The sequence below is a fragment of the Streptomyces sp. NPDC057002 genome, from assembly GCF_042673825.1.
Classification (GTDB): Bacteria; Actinomycetota; Actinomycetes; order Streptomycetales; family Streptomycetaceae; genus Streptomyces.
Window position 1 is genome coordinate 364243 of record NZ_JBHURZ010000009.1, and the last position, 14726, is coordinate 378968.

The following is a 14726-nucleotide window of genomic DNA, read 5'->3' on the forward strand; positions in this document are numbered from 1 at the left end:
CCGCCGGGGCCGGCTGTCAGTGGTGACTGGCACCATCGGGACATGGTGCAGGTGTGTCTGAACGGGACGCGGGGAGCCGCCGACGGTACGGCGGTGCCGCTGTCGCCCGAGACCATGGCCGAGTCCGCGGCGGAGGCCGTCGCGGCCGGGGCCACGGACGTCCATGTCCATCCCAAGACGCCGTGCGGGCGGGACACGCTGTCGCCGCGGGTGCTCGCGGTGACGCTGGAGGCGATCCGGGCGCGGGTGTCGGTGCCGGTCGGTGTGACGACGGGGGCGTGGGCGGAGCCGGACCCCGCCGCCAGGCTGGACCGGGTCCGGGGCTGGAGCGTGCTGCCCGACCATGCGTCGGTCAACTGGCATGAGCCGGGGGCGGAGGAGGTGGCCGCCGCGCTCCTCGATCTCGGGGTGGGGGTCGAGGCCGGTATCTGGTCGGGGACGGACGGGGCGGAGCGGTTCGCGGCCTCTCGGCTCGGGCCGAAGGTGTTGCGAGTCTTGGCGGAGGTGACGGACACGGACCCGGGAGGTGCCGTGTCAGCAGCGCGGGTGTTGCTGTCCGATATCGGATCCGCCCATGGCCGTCCTGTGTTGTTGCACGGGGAGGACGGGGGTGCTTGGCCTGTGCTGCGGCTCGCGGGGCGGTTGGGGGTGGCTACGAGGGTCGGGCTGGAGGATGTGCTGGTGCTGCCGGACGGGAGGCGGGCCGGGTCCAATGCGGAGTTGGTTTTGGCGGGGTTGGGTGAGTACGGGGCTCGTTAGCTTGCGAGGTACTCGGCGTCGCCGCTGGGGCCGGGGCGTTGCGCAACCCGGCGGAGCGGGGTGCCGCTGCGCCCACCCGTGCCGCCCCCAGCGGCACGCATGCCCGCAGTTATAGCTACGTGCGGCCCTTGTCCACCAGCAGGCGGGAGCCCGTGCGGCGTTCGCCGAAGGCGTCGTCCGGGTTGGAGAGGACGCAGCCGTCGAGGGAGAGGCAGCCGCAGCCGATGCAGTCGGTGAGGTGGTCTCGAAGGCGGTTCAGCTGCTTGATGCGTTCGTCCAGTTCGGAGCGCCAGGCTTCCGAGAGGTGCGCCCAGTCCTCCTTCGTCGGCGTCCGCTCCTCGGGGAGTTCCGCCAGCGCCTCGCGGATCGTGGCCAGCGGGATGCCGACCCGCTGCGCGGCCCTGATGAAGGCGACCCGGCGGAGCGTGTCACGTGAGTAGCGGCGCTGGTTGCCGGAGGTCCGGCGACTGCCGATCAGGCCCTTGGACTCGTAGAAGTGCAGCGCGGATACGGCCGCGCCACTGCGCGCCGCGAGCTGGCCGACCGTGAGCTCATGGATCTTCTCTGGAATCTGGGGCACCCATCGAACCCTACCCAGTCCGTTGACACGACCCCCCGGCGCCGACCATGCTAAGCAGTCGCTTAGAGAAACAGCATCCCTGATATGCGAGAGGCCGGGACATGGCACAGCCGAGGATCTTCACGTCCGTCGACGACCTGAAGTCGGCGGTGGGCGAGCAGCTGGGGTACACCGACTGGCTCGACATCGACCAGAAGCGGATCGACCTCTTCGCGGACGCCACCGGTGACCACCAGTGGATTCACATCGACCCCGAGAAGGCCGCCGCGGGCCCCTTCGGCACGACCATCGCGCACGGCTATCTGACGCTGTCGCTGCTCCCCCTCTTCGGGCCGCAGCTGATCGCCGTCGAGGGCGTGAAGATGGGCGTCAACTACGGCACGAACAAGGTGCGTTTCCCCGCGCCCGTGCCCGTCGGTTCCCGGCTGCGCGCCACCGCCACGATCACCGGCGTCGAGGACGTGACCGGCGGTGTCCAGGTCACCGTCGCCTTCACCCTGGAACGCGAGGGCGGCGACAAGCCCGTCTGTGTCGCCGAGTCCGTGGCGCGCTACTACTTCTGAGCCGGCGCCGGCTCCCCGGCTCCGACCATCCGCAGCACGAGGTCGGCGTACAGCGCGCCGACCTCGTCCGGCGTCCAGGGCCCGTCGACGTTGAACCAGCGGGCCACGTCGATGCAGAGGGAGAGCACCGCGAGGGTGGTCCCCTTGACGTCGAGCACGTCGAACTCGCCCGACGCCACGCCGTCCTCGATGACCCGGTGCACCTCGTCGTCGCACTGCCGGCGCAGCGCGAGGATCTCGGCCCGGGCGTCCGGCCCGAGCGAGTCCAGCTCGTACTGGACGACCCGGGCCGTGGTGCGCCCGCCGGCGTGCCAGCGGACGAAGGAGCCGACCGCGTCGGCCAGGCGCTCACGGGCGCTGCCCTCGCGCCGGGCCGCCGTCCGCAGGATCTCCAGGGCCTTGGCGTGCCCGATCCTGCTGATGCGGTGCAGCAGCTCTTCCTTGGTCTTGTAGTGGATGTAGAGCGCGGCGGGGCTCATCCCGGCGCGACCCGCGATGTCACGGGTCGTCGTGGCGTGGTACCCGCGCTCGGCGAAGGCCTCCACCGCGGCGATCAGCAGCCGCCGCGCCGCGTCGGGCGTGACCTCGCCCCACGCCTGCGCCTCGCCGCCGGCCGTCTCCTCCGCCGTACCCATCACATGCCCCTCTCCACTGGCAGGGCCACCACCATACCGTTGAAGGTGAGCGGGCGCTTAGTGCGGCCGGTCAGTGCTTCTCGAAGGGGGTGTAGGCGGGCGCCGCCGCTCCCTCCTGCCGGTCCCGGATCACCTTGGCCAGGGTGAAGGCGGAGGTGACCAGGTACAGGACGGCGATGGCGAGGAAGCCCCGGACCCAGGCGTCGGCGCTGAGCTGGTAGATACCGATGGCGGTGGCCGCCATGGCGACGGCGAAGGAGGCTACGGCCTGGCCGTAGAAGGCCGCGGTGTTCTGCTTACCCGGTGTGTCACTCATGGGGGCAAGCTTCGGCCGAAGTGGCCCGCGCCACATCCGCCGATGTACTCAGAAGGTACTCAGAACGCCGAAACCCCCGTCAGCGCACGCCCGATGACCAGCTTCTGGATCTGGCTGGTGCCCTCGTAGAGGGTCATCACGCGGGCGTCCCGCAGGAGCTTGCCCGCCGGGTACTCGTCGATGTAGCCGTAGCCGCCGAAGACCTGGAGCGCGTTGTTCGCGGCGCGGACGGCCGCCTCCGAGGCGAACAGCTTGGCCTTGGACGACTCGACGGCGAACGGTCGCCCCCGGTCGATCAGATCGGCGACCCGCCATGTCAGCAGCCGGGCGGCGTCGACGTCCACGGCGATGTCACTGATCAGCTCCTGGACGAGCTGGTGCCGGGCGATGGGCTTCCCGAACTGCTCGCGCTCGCCCGCGTAACGCACCGCCGCGTCCAGAGCGGCCTGGGCTATGCCGACACAGCCCGCGGCGACCGACATCCGGCCCTTGGCGAGCGCGGACATGGCAACCGAGAAGCCCTTGCCCTCCTCCCCCAGCAGCGCCGAGGCGGGCACACGTACGTCGTCCAGCACCAGTTCGGCCGTGGCCTGGCCGCGCAGCCCCAGCTTTCCGTGGATCGTGCGGCGCGTCAGGCCGGGTGTGCCGGTGGGGACCAGGAAGGCGGAGACACCCTTGTGGCCGGGGGCGTCCGTGGATCGGGCGAAGAGCAGGACGACGTCGGCCCAGGTGCCGTTGGTGATGAACATCTTGGTGCCGCTGATGACGTAGTCGTCGCCGTCCCGGACCGCTCGGGTGGCGAGGTTGCCGGCGTCCGAGCCGGTGCCCGGCTCGGTGAGTCCGAAGCAGCCGACCGACTCGCCGGACGTGAGCCCGGGCAGCCACTGCCGCTTCTGCTCCTCGCTCCCCCACGCGGCGACGGTCTTGGCGACCAGTCCCAGCGACACGGAGACGATGCCGCGCACCGACGAGTCGCCCCGGCCGAGCTCCTCCGTGACCAGGCAGTACGCGAGGTGGTCGCCGCCGGAGCCGCCGTACTCCTCGTCGATGGTCAGGCCCAGGAAGCCGACCTCGCCGAGCTTCTTGACGATCGCGCGGTCGACTTCCTCGGCGCGGTCCCAGGCGATGACGTTCGGGGTGATCTCCCGCTCCACGAAGTCCCGCGCGAGCTGCCGGACCGCGCTCTGCTCCTCGCTGAGCTCCAGGTTCACCACGAGTCACCCCACTTGAAAACCGTACATTTAAATTAGCACTGCTAGTTTCCAGTCGCAGCCCTACTATGTGCGCCATGGCCCGACCGCGCAAGCCCTTGCTCAGCACCGACCGGATCATCGAGACCGCTCGTGTGCTCGTGGACGCGGAGGGCCTCGCGGCCGTCTCCACCCGTCGGCTCGCCGCCGAACTGGGCGTCAGCGGGCCCTCGCTCTACAACCACTTCCGCACCAAGGACGAGATCCTGGAGGCGGTCGCCGACTCGGTGAGCGGCCAGGTGGACCTGTCGATGTTCGAGGACGGCCGCGACTGGCGGACCGCGCTGCACGACTGGGCCGTCTCCTACCGGGCCGCGCTGCGCGACCACCCGAACATCGTCCCGGTGCTGGCCCGCGGCCCCGGCCGCCGCCCGGCGGGCCTGCGCCTCGCGGACGCCGTCTACGGCGCGATGGTCGCCGCGGGCTGGCCGCCGGCGCAGGCCACGTCCATCGGCGCGCTGATGCGGTACTTCGTGATGGGCTCCGCGCTCGGCTCCTTCGCCGGGGGCTTCGTGGACGACGCGAGCGCCTACGACCCCGCCGACTACCCCCATCTCCAGCAGGCCCATCTCCTCGCCGAGCAGCAGGAGAAGATCGACGAGCGGGCCTTCGAGACGGGGCTGACGGCCCTGCTGGACGGGCTGGCACGCCAGTACGAGCAGGTGCGGCGGACCGCGTAGGGACACTTCGGCGGCGGCCGAACGGTCCGTGTCCCATGCTGGGGCCATGACGACGAGGGACCCGCGGGCGACGAGCCTGGCACGGCTCGCCGGGCTGTTCGCGGACGAGACCCGGGCCGCGTGCCTGCTGGCGCTGCTCGACGGGCGGGCCTGGACCGCGAGCGAGCTGGCGCGGCACGCGGGTGTCGCCGCTTCGACGCTGAGCGAGCACCTGAGCAGGCTCGTCGCGGGCGGGCTGCTCACTGAGGAACGGCAGGGCCGGCACCGGTATGTCCGGCTGGCCGACGCACGGGTCGCGCAGCTGGTGGAGGACCTGGCCGCGCAGGTCGCGCCGGGCACGGCCGTACGGCCGCGGAGCCTTCGGGAGTCGAGCGCGGGTTCGGCGATGGCCCGGGGCCGCACCTGCTACGACCATCTCGCCGGCCGGCTCGGCATCGCGGTCACCGACGCCCTGACGGCGCGCGGGCTGCTGCAGCAGGAGACCGGGTTCGCGCTCACCGACACGGGCCTGGCGTGGTTCGCGTCGGCCGGTATCGGCCTCGAACGGCGTAGCCGGCGTCCCCTGGCGCGGGCTTGTCTCGACTGGACCGAACGCCGGCCCCATCTCGCGGGCGTGGCGGGCGCGGCGCTGTGCCGGCATGCCCTGGACACCGGGTGGTGCGTGCGCATCGGCTCCGAACGGGCCGTGAAGGTGACGGGGGCCGGTGAACAGGCCTTCTTCGACCTGCTGGGCGTGGAGCCGACGGCGCTGCGCTGACCCCGAACCCTGGCCGGACCGGCCCGGACACACCACCGTCCGGCATGCCTCGACGCCCGGTCCGAAAACCGCGAGCGTCCGTCCCTCCGCCCTCCTAGCCTCTGGAGCATGATGAACACCTCCCCGTCCCGTACCGACCGCCGGGCGGAACTGCTGGCCGCCGGTGCGGCCGCGGTCACCGTCGTGCTGTGGGCGTCCGCCTTCGTCTCGATCCGCAGCGCGGGTGACGCGTACTCGCCGGGCGCGCTGGCGCTCGGGCGGCTGCTGGCCGGGGCGCTGACGCTGGGGGTGATCTGCCTGCTGCGGCGGGAGGGGCTGCCGCCGCGCACGGCCTGGCGCGGGATCGCGATATCGGGGCTGCTGTGGTTCGGCTTCTACATGGTCGCGCTCAACTGGGGCGAGCAGCAGGTCGACGCGGGTACGGCCGCCCTGGTCGTGAACACCGGGCCGATCCTGATCGCGCTGCTCGGTGCCCGGCTGCTCGGGGACCCGATGCCGCCGCGGCTGCTGGCGGGGATGGCGGTGTCGTTCGCCGGCGCGGTGACGGTGGGTCTCTCGATGTCGGGCGAGGGCGGTTCCTCGGTGCTCGGGGTGGTGCTGTGCCTGCTGGCGGCGGTCGCGTACGCCGGTGGTGTCGTGGCGCAGAAGCCGGCGCTGGGCACGGCGAGTCCCTTGCAGGTGACGACGTTCGGGTGCCTGGTCGGCGCGGTCCTGTGTCTGCCGTTCGCCGGGCAACTGGTCCAGGAGGCCGCCGACGCTCCGGCCTCCGCGACGCTCAACATGGTGTACCTGGGCATCTTCCCTACCGCCCTCGCCTTCACGACGTGGGCGTACGCCCTGTCCCGGACGACCGCGAGCCGGATGGGCGCGACGACGTACGCGGCGCCCGCGCTGGTCGTCCTGATGTCCTGGCTGTTCCTCGGCGAGGTGCCGGGGCTGCTGACCCTGGTCGGCGGTGCGCTGTGCCTGGCGGGTGTCGCGGTGTCCCGGTCGCGGGCGCGGGCGACGGCTCGGGACGGGGCTCCGGGAGCGGCTGCGGAGCCCCGGCCCGAGGAGGCCGCGGACTCAGCTCGCTGACTCGGCCTCCGCCGCCGGCTCGGTCGCGGGTTCCGCCGCTGATTCCGCCGCACGGGCACGGTCCGCGAGGACCTTGATCGAGACCAGCGCGATCACCGAGAGCACGATGATGTAGCCGGACACGGCCATCGACGTGCCCGTCGCCTCCAGCAGCAGCACCATGACGAAGGGCGCGAGCCCGCCGCCGGCGACGGCCGCGATCTGGTAGCCGAGGGAGGCGCCGGTGTAGCGCATCTCGGGCGTGAACAGCTCGGCGAACAGGGCGGCCTGGGGGCCGTACATGATGCTCAGGAAACAGCTGGCGACGAACGTGCCGACGGCGAGCCACAGCAGCGAGCCGGTGTCGATCAGCAGGAAGAGCGGTACGGCCCACAGCGCGATGCCGACCGCGCCGATGGCGTAGATCCGGATGCGGCCGAACTTGTCGGAGAGCGCGGCGGCAGCCGGGATCAGCACCAGCTGGGTGAGGCTGATGCACAGCGAGACCATGAGGACGGCGCTCTTCTTCATGCCGAGTTCGCGGGTCGTGTAGTCGAGCACGCCGGTGATGATGATGTAGAAGGTCGCCGTGTTCACGGCGAAGGAACCGCCGGCGAGGAGCACCGTACCGAGGTGGCCGCGCAGGATCGTGCGCAGCGGAGAGGACTGCTCGCCCTTCTCCTTCTCGGCCAGCTTCTTCTCCGCCTCCCGGAATTCGGGGGTCTCCTCGACGCGGGTGTGGATGTACCAGGCGAGCACGAGGACGAGCAGGCCGACGAGGAACGGCACACGCCAGGCCCAGGCCGCGAACTCGGAGTCGGTGGTGAACGCGCCGGCCAGCAGGAACACCGTGTTGGCGGTCACCACGCCGATGGGGACGCCGAGCTGGACGAAGCTGCCGTAGATGCCGCGCTTGCCCTCGGGGGCGTACTCGGTGGCCATCAGCATCGCGCCGCCCCACTGGGCGCCTACGGCGATGCCCTGCAGCACGCGGAAGAGGACCAGCAGGATCGGGGCCGCGACGCCGATCGTTTCGTAGGTCGGCAGCAGGCCGATGCCGGTGGTGGCCACGCCCATCAGGGTGAGGGCGAGGACCAGCATCGGCTTGCGGCCGCGCTTGTCGCCGAGGTGTCCGGCGACGATCCCGCCGATGGGGCGGGCGAGGAAGCCGACGGCGAAGGTGGCGAACGAGGCCAGGACTCCGGCGGTGGGGCTGCCCGCGGGGAAGTAGAGATCGCCGAGAACGAGAGCCGCGGCGATGCCGAAGACGAAGTAGTCGTACCACTCGACGGCCGAGGCGAGCGCTGCCGCGGTGGCTACCCGGCGGCGGTTGCCGGCGGCCGGGGTGGTGGTGGCGGGTTGAGCGGAAGGTGCCGTGTCCATGCGGTGCACGCTCCGATGGGTGCGGGGACGGAACGGGGGGGTGGCTCGGGTTCCGGGAACGTACTGACCGGACGGTATGTACGTCAACGGGTCGCGCACCAGGACTTTTACCTGTACTTGGCACCGACTGTGCGTGCGGGCATGCCTAGGGCCCCGGCCTCGCGCGGAGGCCGGGGTGCGGGGGAACCGGGCTAGAACACGACCAGCGCCCGGCCGCCCTTGCCCGCCAGCATGTTCTCGAACGCGGCCGGGATGCCCTCCAGGGAGATCCGCTCCGTCACCAGCGCGCTCAGGTCGAGGCGGCCCGCCCGGACGTGTTCGGCGAGCACCGGGAGGTCCTCGGCCGGGTTGGAGTTGCCGTAGACGCAGCCGGAGAGGGTGCGGCCCCAGTGGAAGATCTCCAGGGCGTTGAAGGTGACCTGCTGGTCCTTGCCGCCGATGCCGACGACCGTGGTGCGGCCGCCGCGCCGGGTGGAGTCCCAGGCCGTGCGGATGCTGACCGCGCGGCCGGCGCACTCCACGGCGACGTCGACGCCCTGCTTGCCGGTGAGGGCGCGGATCTCGCGGGCGGTGTTCTCGGAGGCGATGACGTAGTCGGTGGCGCCGGCCGCCCTGGCCAGTTCCTCCTTTTCGGCGGAGACGTCGACCGCGACGATCTTCGAGGCGCCCGCGATCCGGGCCGCCTGGAGCGCGGCGAGGCCCACTCCCCCGACGCCGAACACCGCGACCGTCTCGTCCGGCCGGACCCGCGCCGAGTGGTGGACGGCGCCGTAGCCGGTGAGGACGGCGCAGCCGAGGAGGGCCGCGTCGGTGAGCGGGACGCCCTGGGGCACGGGCAGGACGCAGGCGGCGGACACGACCGTCTCCTCGGCGAACGCGGCGACGTTCAGGCCGGGGTGGAGGTCGGTGCCCTCGGTGGTGCGGGCGTAGACGTCGGCGGCGCCGTTGAGGGCGTTGGCGCACAGCCAGACCTCGCCGAGCGAGCAGGCGTGGCAGGCGCCGCAGGACGGGGCCCAGTTGAGGACGACCCCGTCGCCGGGCGCGACATGGGTGACGTCCTTGCCGACGGCGACGACCGTGCCGGCGCCCTCGTGGCCGAGGACGGCGGGGACGGGGACGCGCATGGTCCCGTCGGACAGGGACAGGTCGGAGTGGCAGACCCCGGCGGCGGCGAGCCGGACGCGGACCTGTCCGGGTCCGGGGTCCGGCAGGTCGATGCCGGTGATCTCCAGCGGAGATCCGACGGCGGGCAGAACGGCGGCGCGGACAGCCATGGCGGAAGGGACTCCCCTGGTTCTAGAACTGGAGGGACTTGGTCTGGAGGTACTCGGCCAGGCCGTGCACGCCGAGTTCGCGGCCCACGCCCGACTGCTTGTAACCGCCGAAGGGCGCGAGGGGGTTGAAGCGGCCGCCGTTGATGTCGACCTGGCCGGTCTCCATCCGGCGCGCGAAAGCCACGGCCTCGGCCTCCTCACCGGCCCAGACGGCGCCGGCCAGGCCGTAGACCGTGCCGTTGGCGATGCGCAGGGCGTCCTCCTCGTCGTCGTAGGGGAGGATCGACAGGACCGGGCCGAAGATCTCCTCCTGGGCGATGGTCATGTCCGGGGTGACGTCGGCGAAGACGGTCGGGCTGACAAAGTAGCCCGTCTCACGCGGGGATTCGGGGCCGCCGGCGACCAGGCGGGCACCCTCCGCGACGCCCTTCTCGATGTAGCCGCGTACCCGTGCCTGCTGCTTGGCGTTGACGACGGGGCCGATGCGGTCGCCGTACTTGGCGGCAGCCGTCGCGGCGAGTTCCACCGCCTCGTCGTACCGGTCGCGGTGGACCAGCATCCGGGTCCAGGCGCTGCATGTCTGCCCGGAGTTGGACATGACGTTGGCGACCCCGACGTTGACCGCCTTGGCCAGGTCGGCGCTCGGGAGGATGACGTTGGCGGACTTGCCGCCGAGTTCGAGGGCGACCTTCTTGACGGCCCCGGCGGCGATCGCGGCGATCTGCCGGCCGACGGCGGTGGAGCCGGTGAAGGAGACCAGGTCGACGCCGGGATGTTCGGCGAGGGCCTGGCCGGCGACCGGGCCGAGGCCGGTGACCAGGTTGAAGACGCCCGCCGGGATCCCGGCCTCGTGCACCGCGTCGGCGAACAGGCGGGCGACCAGCGGGGTGTCCTCGGCGGGCTTCACCACGACCGTGCAGCCGGCCGCGAGGGCCGGGGCGACCTTGGCGACGATCTGGTGCAGCGGGTAGTTCCACGGCGTGATCGCGGCCACGACACCGACCGGCTCGTGGTGCACGACCGAGTTGCCGGTCTTCTCCTCGAAGGCGTACGTCGCCGCCAGGTCGGCGTAGGAGCCCGCGACCGCGATCGGCACGCCCGCGTGGACGGCCTGCGAGAACTTCAGGGGCGAGCCGAGTTCGGCCGTGACCGTCTCGGCGATCTCGTCGGCGCGGGCCACGAGCACGTCCCGGAGGGCGGCCAGGCGGGCCGCACGCTCGGCGGGCGGGGTCGCGGCCCAGTCCGCGAGGGCGGCGCGGGCGGCCCGTACGGCGGTGTCGACGTCCTCGGCGGTGCCCGCCGGGACCGTGCCGATGACCTGCTCGTCGACCGGGTTCACGACCTCGATCACGTCCTGGCCGGCGGCCGGGCGCCAGGCGCCCCCGATGTACATGCCGTCGTATGCCTTCATCGCGCTTCCTCCGGGGCGGGGCGTCGTCGTCCGGCACATAAACTAGCGGCGATAGTTTTCTGACGCCAGACGTCCCGGTCACCCCGGTCATCACAGCACGGAGCGGGCCCCGCCCGGGTGTGCGGCTCCTCACTCCCCCAGGTCGGGCAGGCGCGCCGGGTGCGGGCAGATGCGGTCGCCGTTCTGGTCGAAGACGAAGAGGTGGGCGAGGTCGACGAGGAGCGGCACCTGCATGCCGTGGCGGAGGGCCAGGTCCGGGGTGGTGCGGACGATGAGGTCCCCGGGCAGCCGGGGTTCGGCGGTGGCGGGGGCGGCGGCCTCGGGGTGGTCCAGGGCGACCACGGGGCCGGCCCGCCCGGCCGCGGACCGCTCCCGCAGCCGGGTGAGCACCGAGCCCTCGCGGCGGCGCCGCCGGGCGGGGCGGCCGGGGCGGGGGCGCGGGGCCTCCAGGTCGGGGACGACGGCGGGGCTGGAGCCGGTGTTGAAGTGGACGAGGATCTCGTGCCCCTGGAACTCCACATGCTCGACCAGGCCGGTGATCGGCACCTCGCCGGGACGGGCCGAGGAGTGCTTGGCGATCCGGACGGCTTCCGAACGCAGGCCGACGATGACCTCGCGGCCCTGCTGGACCCGCAGCAACTGGTGGTCCAGGGAGAGCGGTTCGGGCAGGCGCAGGAACTGCTTGCCCAGACTGATGGTCATCGCACCGTCCAGCGGGGCACGCACCAGGCCGCGCAGGAGGTTGATGCGCGGGGTGCCGATGAACGCGGCGACGAAGACGTTGCTGGGCAGCGCGTACACCGCGCGCGGGCTGTCGGCCTGCTGGAGCACACCGCCGCGCAGCACGGCGACCCGGTCGCCGAGCGACATGGCCTCGGCCTGGTCATGGGTGACGTAGACCGTGGTGACGCCCAACTCCCCGGTGAGCTGGGATATCTCGGCGCGCAGGTGGGTGCGGAGCTTGGCGTCGAGGTTGGACAGCGGCTCGTCCATCAGGAAGGCGGAGGGGTGGCGGGCGATGGCCCGGCCCATGGCGACGCGCTGGCGTTCGCCGCCGGAGAGCTGGGCGGGCAGGCGGTCGAGGAGGTCCTCGATGCCCAGCATGCGGGCGGTGGCGTCCACGCGTGGGCGGGGGTCCGTGCCGGGGGCCTCGATGCGCAGCGGGAAGCCGATGTTGGCCCGGCTGGTCATGTTCGGGTAGAGGGCGAAGTTCTGGAAGACCATCGCCATGTCCCGGCCGGACGGCGGCAGGTCGTTGGCGTACTCGCCGTCGAGCAGCAGCCGGCCCTCGTCGATCTCCTCCAGCCCGGCGATCATTCTGAGCACGGTCGACTTGCCGCAGCCGGACGGGCCGAGCAGCACGAGGAACTCGCCCGGGGTGATGTCCAGCGACAGCCGGTCCACCACGCGGGCGCCTCGCGTGTAGGCCTTGCTCACGTCGTGCAGGGAGATGGCGCGTGTCATGAGTGCCCCCGAGGGGTCTTCAGGGCGCTGGTGCTCCGCGGGTCGGAAGCCACGCGCGGTTCGCACGGGGCTGTGGGTCACGGAAGTTAACGGAATGTGTGCGGCCGGGGGAAGACACCGGGCGGGATCGGGGGCTTCGGTCCATCTGGTGAGAAGGCGGACGGCCTGATTCGGCCAGGCGTCAGCGGACGGCGGTGAGATGGGCGAAGACCACGACGTTCCCGGAGTAGCCCTTCCTGCGGTCGTAGGCGCCGCCGCAGGTGATCAGGCGCAGCTCGGGGCGGCCCCGGGCGCCGTACACCTCCTGGTTCGGGAATCGGTCCTTCTCGTACGACTTGATCGCGTCGACGGTGTAGACGGCGATCCGTCCGTCGGCGCGGCGGGCCTTGATCTCCCGGCCGCGCTTCAGCTCCGTCAGCCCCGCGAAGACGGCGGGACCGCGGTCCGTGTCGAGATGCCCGACGGCGACGGCGGTGCCCTGTTCGCCGGGCGAGGCGCCGTGCTGGTACCAGCCGACCAGTTTCGGGTTGTCCTCCGGGGGCGCGGTGAGACGGCGTTCGCGGTCGAGGCCGAGGGGCATGATCGGGGCGTCGATGCGGAGGTAGGGGATGAGGAGGCGGGTGGCACGGGAGCGGGGCAGGGAGTGGGGCAGGGGGTGGGTGGAGGGCTGGGGGCGGGTCTGGGTGCGGGCGGGGTATCGGGGGCGTGTGGAGGTCGGGGGGCGGTTCGGGTGGGGGGTGCCGGCTGCGGGGCGCCGGCCCGGTGCGGGGTGGCCGGCGGCGGGGGGCTCGGAGGCCTGGGCGCCGGGCCCCTGAGCCGGGGCGGTACGGGATGCGGGTGCTTGTGGCGTACGGGTGCCTGGCCCGGGGGCTCCGGAGGGGCCGGTGGAGCGGCCTGGAAGGGCAGGGGTAGGGGTGGGATCGCCCGGCGAGGCAGAAGCGGAGGCTGCATTGCCCGGCAGGGCAGGAGTGGGGGCGGAGCGGCTGGGCAGGGCGGAGGTGCCGGCGGAAGTGTCCGAGGCGTCGGCCGGGGCGTTGTCGGAATCGCCCGGCAGGGCGTCCGCGGCAGCTTCGGTGGAGCCCGTCGGGAGAGCCGTGACCGTTTCGCCGGGCTCGTCGCCCGGGTCCCAGCAGACACCGAGCAACAGCAGCGAGAAGGCCACCGCGATCGTCCGCGCCAGCCGGTAGGCACGCGTCCGGTACCAGGGCCTGCGCGGCCGCCGGGGCCGGGCCGCGGGGCCGCTGCCCCCGGTCCCACGGCGGCCTCCGGCCCCACCGGGGCCCCCGGCCCCGGCCCCACGCCGAACCACGGGCCCGGCACCGGAACCCGCCCCACCCCTTCGCCGACCCCCCGGAGGGGCGGCAGCCCCGACTCCGGCTCCTCGCCGGCCAGAGGCGGCAACGGATCCAGAACCAGCCCCACGCCGACCCACCGAAGCCCCAACGGACCCGGGCCCGGCCCCACGCCGACCCCCCGGAGGGGCAGCAGCCCCCACTCCGGCCCCTCGCCGGGCAGAGACGGCAACAGATCCAGAACCAGCCCCACGCCGAGTCACCGAAGTCCCAACGGACCCAGGCCCGGCGCCACGCCGAGTTACCGGCTCAACCCCAGCCCGCTGTCCCCCCGAGCCCGCACCATCGCCTCCCCCGGCCCCACGCCGCCCCACCGGAGAGCCGTCAGAACGGGAACCGGCCTCGCGCCACCCCGCCGGGCCATCGTCAGGGCCAGCCTCACGCCACCCCATCAAGCGGCCGTCATAGCCAGACCCGGCCCCACGCCGACCCCCCGGCTCAGCCCCAGACCCCATCCCACCCCCACCCCCACGCCGAATCCCGGGCGCGGTTCCAGATGCACCACCCCGCCCCACCGAACCCGCACGACCACCCGCCCCGGACTCGCGCCGCCCCACAGGAGCGGCGCGATACGCGGATGGTGTCCTACGCCGCGCCATCAGGGCGGCGGCGGAGGCGGAACCAGACCGCTCCGGCGACGGCGGCCAGGCCGACGGCGGCGGCGCCGGCGACCGGGGTGAAGGCCTCGGCACGGGCGATGCCGCCACCACCCGCCGGCGCGCCGCCGTTCGGGGTGATGGTGGCCTTGGAGTCCGGGCAGGCGACCTGGAACACCTTGAACTTGCCCGCGCCGTGGGCCCGGTCGGTGAGCCACGTCAGCTTGTACTGCCCGTTGGGCAGGTCGATGAGCGGGCTACGGCCCGCTCCGGCCGCGTTGAGGGTGACCGAGCCGCTCTTGGCCGGTACCTCGGGCAGGGCCTGGATGGTCCAGTTGACCGTCTCGCCCGCCTCGAAGTCGAACGCGGCGAGGTAGAAGTCGCAGACCTTCGGATCGTTGCGGCGATCTCCGGCGGCCGTCTCGGTGGCGTGGATCTTGACGTCCCCGTTGTCCCCCGGAGCGGCGACAGCGGGCACCCCGCTCAGGGTGGTCCCGGCGAGGGTGAGAGCGGCGAGGACGGCGGTGCGGGTGCCGGCACGGCGTGCGAGGGGTACGACGGGCATGAACATGCCTCCAAGTCAGATGATTTTCATACAAACACCTCGTCACCTGACTATCTGCCACATGTCACCCGGAAACGCCGGAGCA

15 protein-coding genes are annotated in these 14726 nt (G+C 72.6%); 5 read left to right on the plus strand and 10 right to left on the minus strand.

The window, feature by feature from the left end; translation table 11 throughout:
• Nucleotides 1–42 precede the first annotated feature (42 nt).
• Nucleotides 43–759: a 3-keto-5-aminohexanoate cleavage protein gene (locus tag ACFT32_RS37040; protein WP_382497927.1), complete on the plus strand. Its 717-nt coding sequence runs from the start codon at nt 43–45 to the stop codon at nt 757–759.
• 115 nt (nt 760–874) lie between these two features.
• Here ACFT32_RS37040 and soxR read toward each other — a convergent pair whose 3' ends face one another.
• Entirely contained in the window at nt 875–1339 is a 465-nt protein-coding gene (gene soxR / locus ACFT32_RS37045) for a redox-sensitive transcriptional activator SoxR (protein ID WP_382497929.1), read from the minus strand.
• 101 nt (nt 1340–1440) lie between these two features.
• Between soxR and ACFT32_RS37050 the strand changes: the two genes are divergently transcribed.
• Complete coding sequence (locus ACFT32_RS37050; RefSeq protein WP_189726631.1) at nt 1441–1902, plus strand: MaoC family dehydratase; 462 nt, start codon at nt 1441–1443, stop codon at nt 1900–1902.
• Here ACFT32_RS37050 and ACFT32_RS37055 read toward each other — a convergent pair.
• From ACFT32_RS37055 to ACFT32_RS37065, 3 genes are all read right to left on the minus strand, one after another.
• Nucleotides 1893–2537, minus strand: a complete 645-nt coding sequence (locus tag ACFT32_RS37055; protein ID WP_382497931.1) for a TetR/AcrR family transcriptional regulator — start codon at nt 2535–2537, stop codon at nt 1893–1895. The two genes, ACFT32_RS37050 and ACFT32_RS37055, sit on opposite strands and share 10 nt — an antisense overlap.
• A gap of 70 nt (nt 2538–2607) precedes the next feature.
• Nucleotides 2608–2853: a YiaA/YiaB family inner membrane protein gene (locus ACFT32_RS37060; RefSeq protein ID WP_382497933.1), complete on the minus strand. Its 246-nt coding sequence runs from the start codon at nt 2851–2853 to the stop codon at nt 2608–2610.
• 59 nt (nt 2854–2912) lie between these two features.
• The gene (locus ACFT32_RS37065) at nt 2913–4064 is read right to left on the minus strand and encodes an acyl-CoA dehydrogenase family protein (protein ID WP_382497935.1); all 1152 of its coding nucleotides are present in this window, start codon (nt 4062–4064) and stop codon (nt 2913–2915) included.
• 68 nt (nt 4065–4132) lie between these two features.
• Here ACFT32_RS37065 and ACFT32_RS37070 point away from each other — a divergent pair, with 68 nt between their 5' ends.
• From ACFT32_RS37070 to ACFT32_RS37080, 3 genes are all read left to right on the plus strand, one after another.
• On the plus strand, nt 4133–4783 hold the full coding sequence (locus ACFT32_RS37070; protein ID WP_382497937.1) for a TetR/AcrR family transcriptional regulator: 651 nt from the start codon (nt 4133–4135) through the stop codon (nt 4781–4783).
• A gap of 46 nt (nt 4784–4829) precedes the next feature.
• Complete coding sequence (locus ACFT32_RS37075) at nt 4830–5540, plus strand: ArsR/SmtB family transcription factor (protein WP_382497939.1); 711 nt, start codon at nt 4830–4832, stop codon at nt 5538–5540.
• Between the two features lie 111 nt (nt 5541–5651).
• Nucleotides 5652–6617: a DMT family transporter gene (locus ACFT32_RS37080; RefSeq protein WP_382498139.1), complete on the plus strand. Its 966-nt coding sequence runs from the start codon at nt 5652–5654 to the stop codon at nt 6615–6617.
• On the opposite strand, the gene ACFT32_RS37085 is transcribed toward ACFT32_RS37080, so the two are convergent.
• From ACFT32_RS37085 to ACFT32_RS37110, 6 genes are all read right to left on the minus strand, one after another.
• The gene (locus ACFT32_RS37085) at nt 6606–7979 is read right to left on the minus strand and encodes an MFS transporter (protein WP_382497941.1); all 1374 of its coding nucleotides are present in this window, start codon (nt 7977–7979) and stop codon (nt 6606–6608) included. The genes ACFT32_RS37080 and ACFT32_RS37085 overlap by 12 nt on opposite strands.
• Before the next feature lie 191 nt (nt 7980–8170).
• Entirely contained in the window at nt 8171–9253 is a 1083-nt protein-coding gene (locus ACFT32_RS37090) for a Zn-dependent alcohol dehydrogenase (RefSeq protein WP_382497943.1), read from the minus strand.
• A gap of 22 nt (nt 9254–9275) precedes the next feature.
• Nucleotides 9276–10664, minus strand: coding sequence for an aldehyde dehydrogenase family protein (locus ACFT32_RS37095; protein WP_382497945.1), 1389 nt, complete (start codon nt 10662–10664; stop codon nt 9276–9278).
• 129 nt (nt 10665–10793) lie between these two features.
• Nucleotides 10794–12128 carry an ABC transporter ATP-binding protein gene (locus tag ACFT32_RS37100; protein WP_382497947.1) on the minus strand — a complete coding sequence of 445 codons (1335 nt, stop codon included), beginning with the start codon at nt 12126–12128 and terminating at the stop codon, nt 10794–10796.
• A 181-nt stretch (nt 12129–12309) separates the two neighbouring features.
• Nucleotides 12310–13290, minus strand: coding sequence for a class F sortase (locus ACFT32_RS37105; RefSeq protein ID WP_382497949.1), 981 nt, complete (start codon nt 13288–13290; stop codon nt 12310–12312).
• Nucleotides 13291–14065: 775 nt separating this feature from the next.
• Nucleotides 14066–14647 (minus strand): hypothetical protein, encoded by a 582-nt coding sequence (locus ACFT32_RS37110; protein WP_382497951.1) that lies wholly within the window; start codon nt 14645–14647, stop codon nt 14066–14068.
• Nucleotides 14648–14726: the final 79 nt, after the last annotated feature.

Bases quoted from the DNA above. Each gene is read 5' to 3' on its own strand.
- ACFT32_RS37055 (WP_382497931.1), bottom strand. From the start codon at position 2,537: ATGGGTACGGCGGAGGAGACGGCCGGCGGCGAGGCGCAGGCGTGGGGC.
- ACFT32_RS37040 (WP_382497927.1), top strand. From the start codon at position 43: ATGGTGCAGGTGTGTCTGAACGGGACGCGGGGAGCCGCCGACGGTACG.
- ACFT32_RS37070 (WP_382497937.1), top strand. From the start codon at position 4,133: ATGTGCGCCATGGCCCGACCGCGCAAGCCCTTGCTCAGCACCGACCGG.
- ACFT32_RS37050 (WP_189726631.1), top strand. From the start codon at position 1,441: ATGGCACAGCCGAGGATCTTCACGTCCGTCGACGACCTGAAGTCGGCG.
- ACFT32_RS37060 (WP_382497933.1), bottom strand. From the start codon at position 2,853: ATGAGTGACACACCGGGTAAGCAGAACACCGCGGCCTTCTACGGCCAG.
- ACFT32_RS37085 (WP_382497941.1), bottom strand. From the start codon at position 7,979: ATGGACACGGCACCTTCCGCTCAACCCGCCACCACCACCCCGGCCGCC.
- ACFT32_RS37110 (WP_382497951.1), bottom strand. From the start codon at position 14,647: ATGTTCATGCCCGTCGTACCCCTCGCACGCCGTGCCGGCACCCGCACC.
- ACFT32_RS37080 (WP_382498139.1), top strand. From the start codon at position 5,652: ATGAACACCTCCCCGTCCCGTACCGACCGCCGGGCGGAACTGCTGGCC.
- ACFT32_RS37100 (WP_382497947.1), bottom strand. From the start codon at position 12,128: ATGACACGCGCCATCTCCCTGCACGACGTGAGCAAGGCCTACACGCGA.
- ACFT32_RS37075 (WP_382497939.1), top strand. From the start codon at position 4,830: ATGACGACGAGGGACCCGCGGGCGACGAGCCTGGCACGGCTCGCCGGG.
- ACFT32_RS37090 (WP_382497943.1), bottom strand. From the start codon at position 9,253: ATGGCTGTCCGCGCCGCCGTTCTGCCCGCCGTCGGATCTCCGCTGGAG.
- ACFT32_RS37095 (WP_382497945.1), bottom strand. From the start codon at position 10,664: ATGAAGGCATACGACGGCATGTACATCGGGGGCGCCTGGCGCCCGGCC.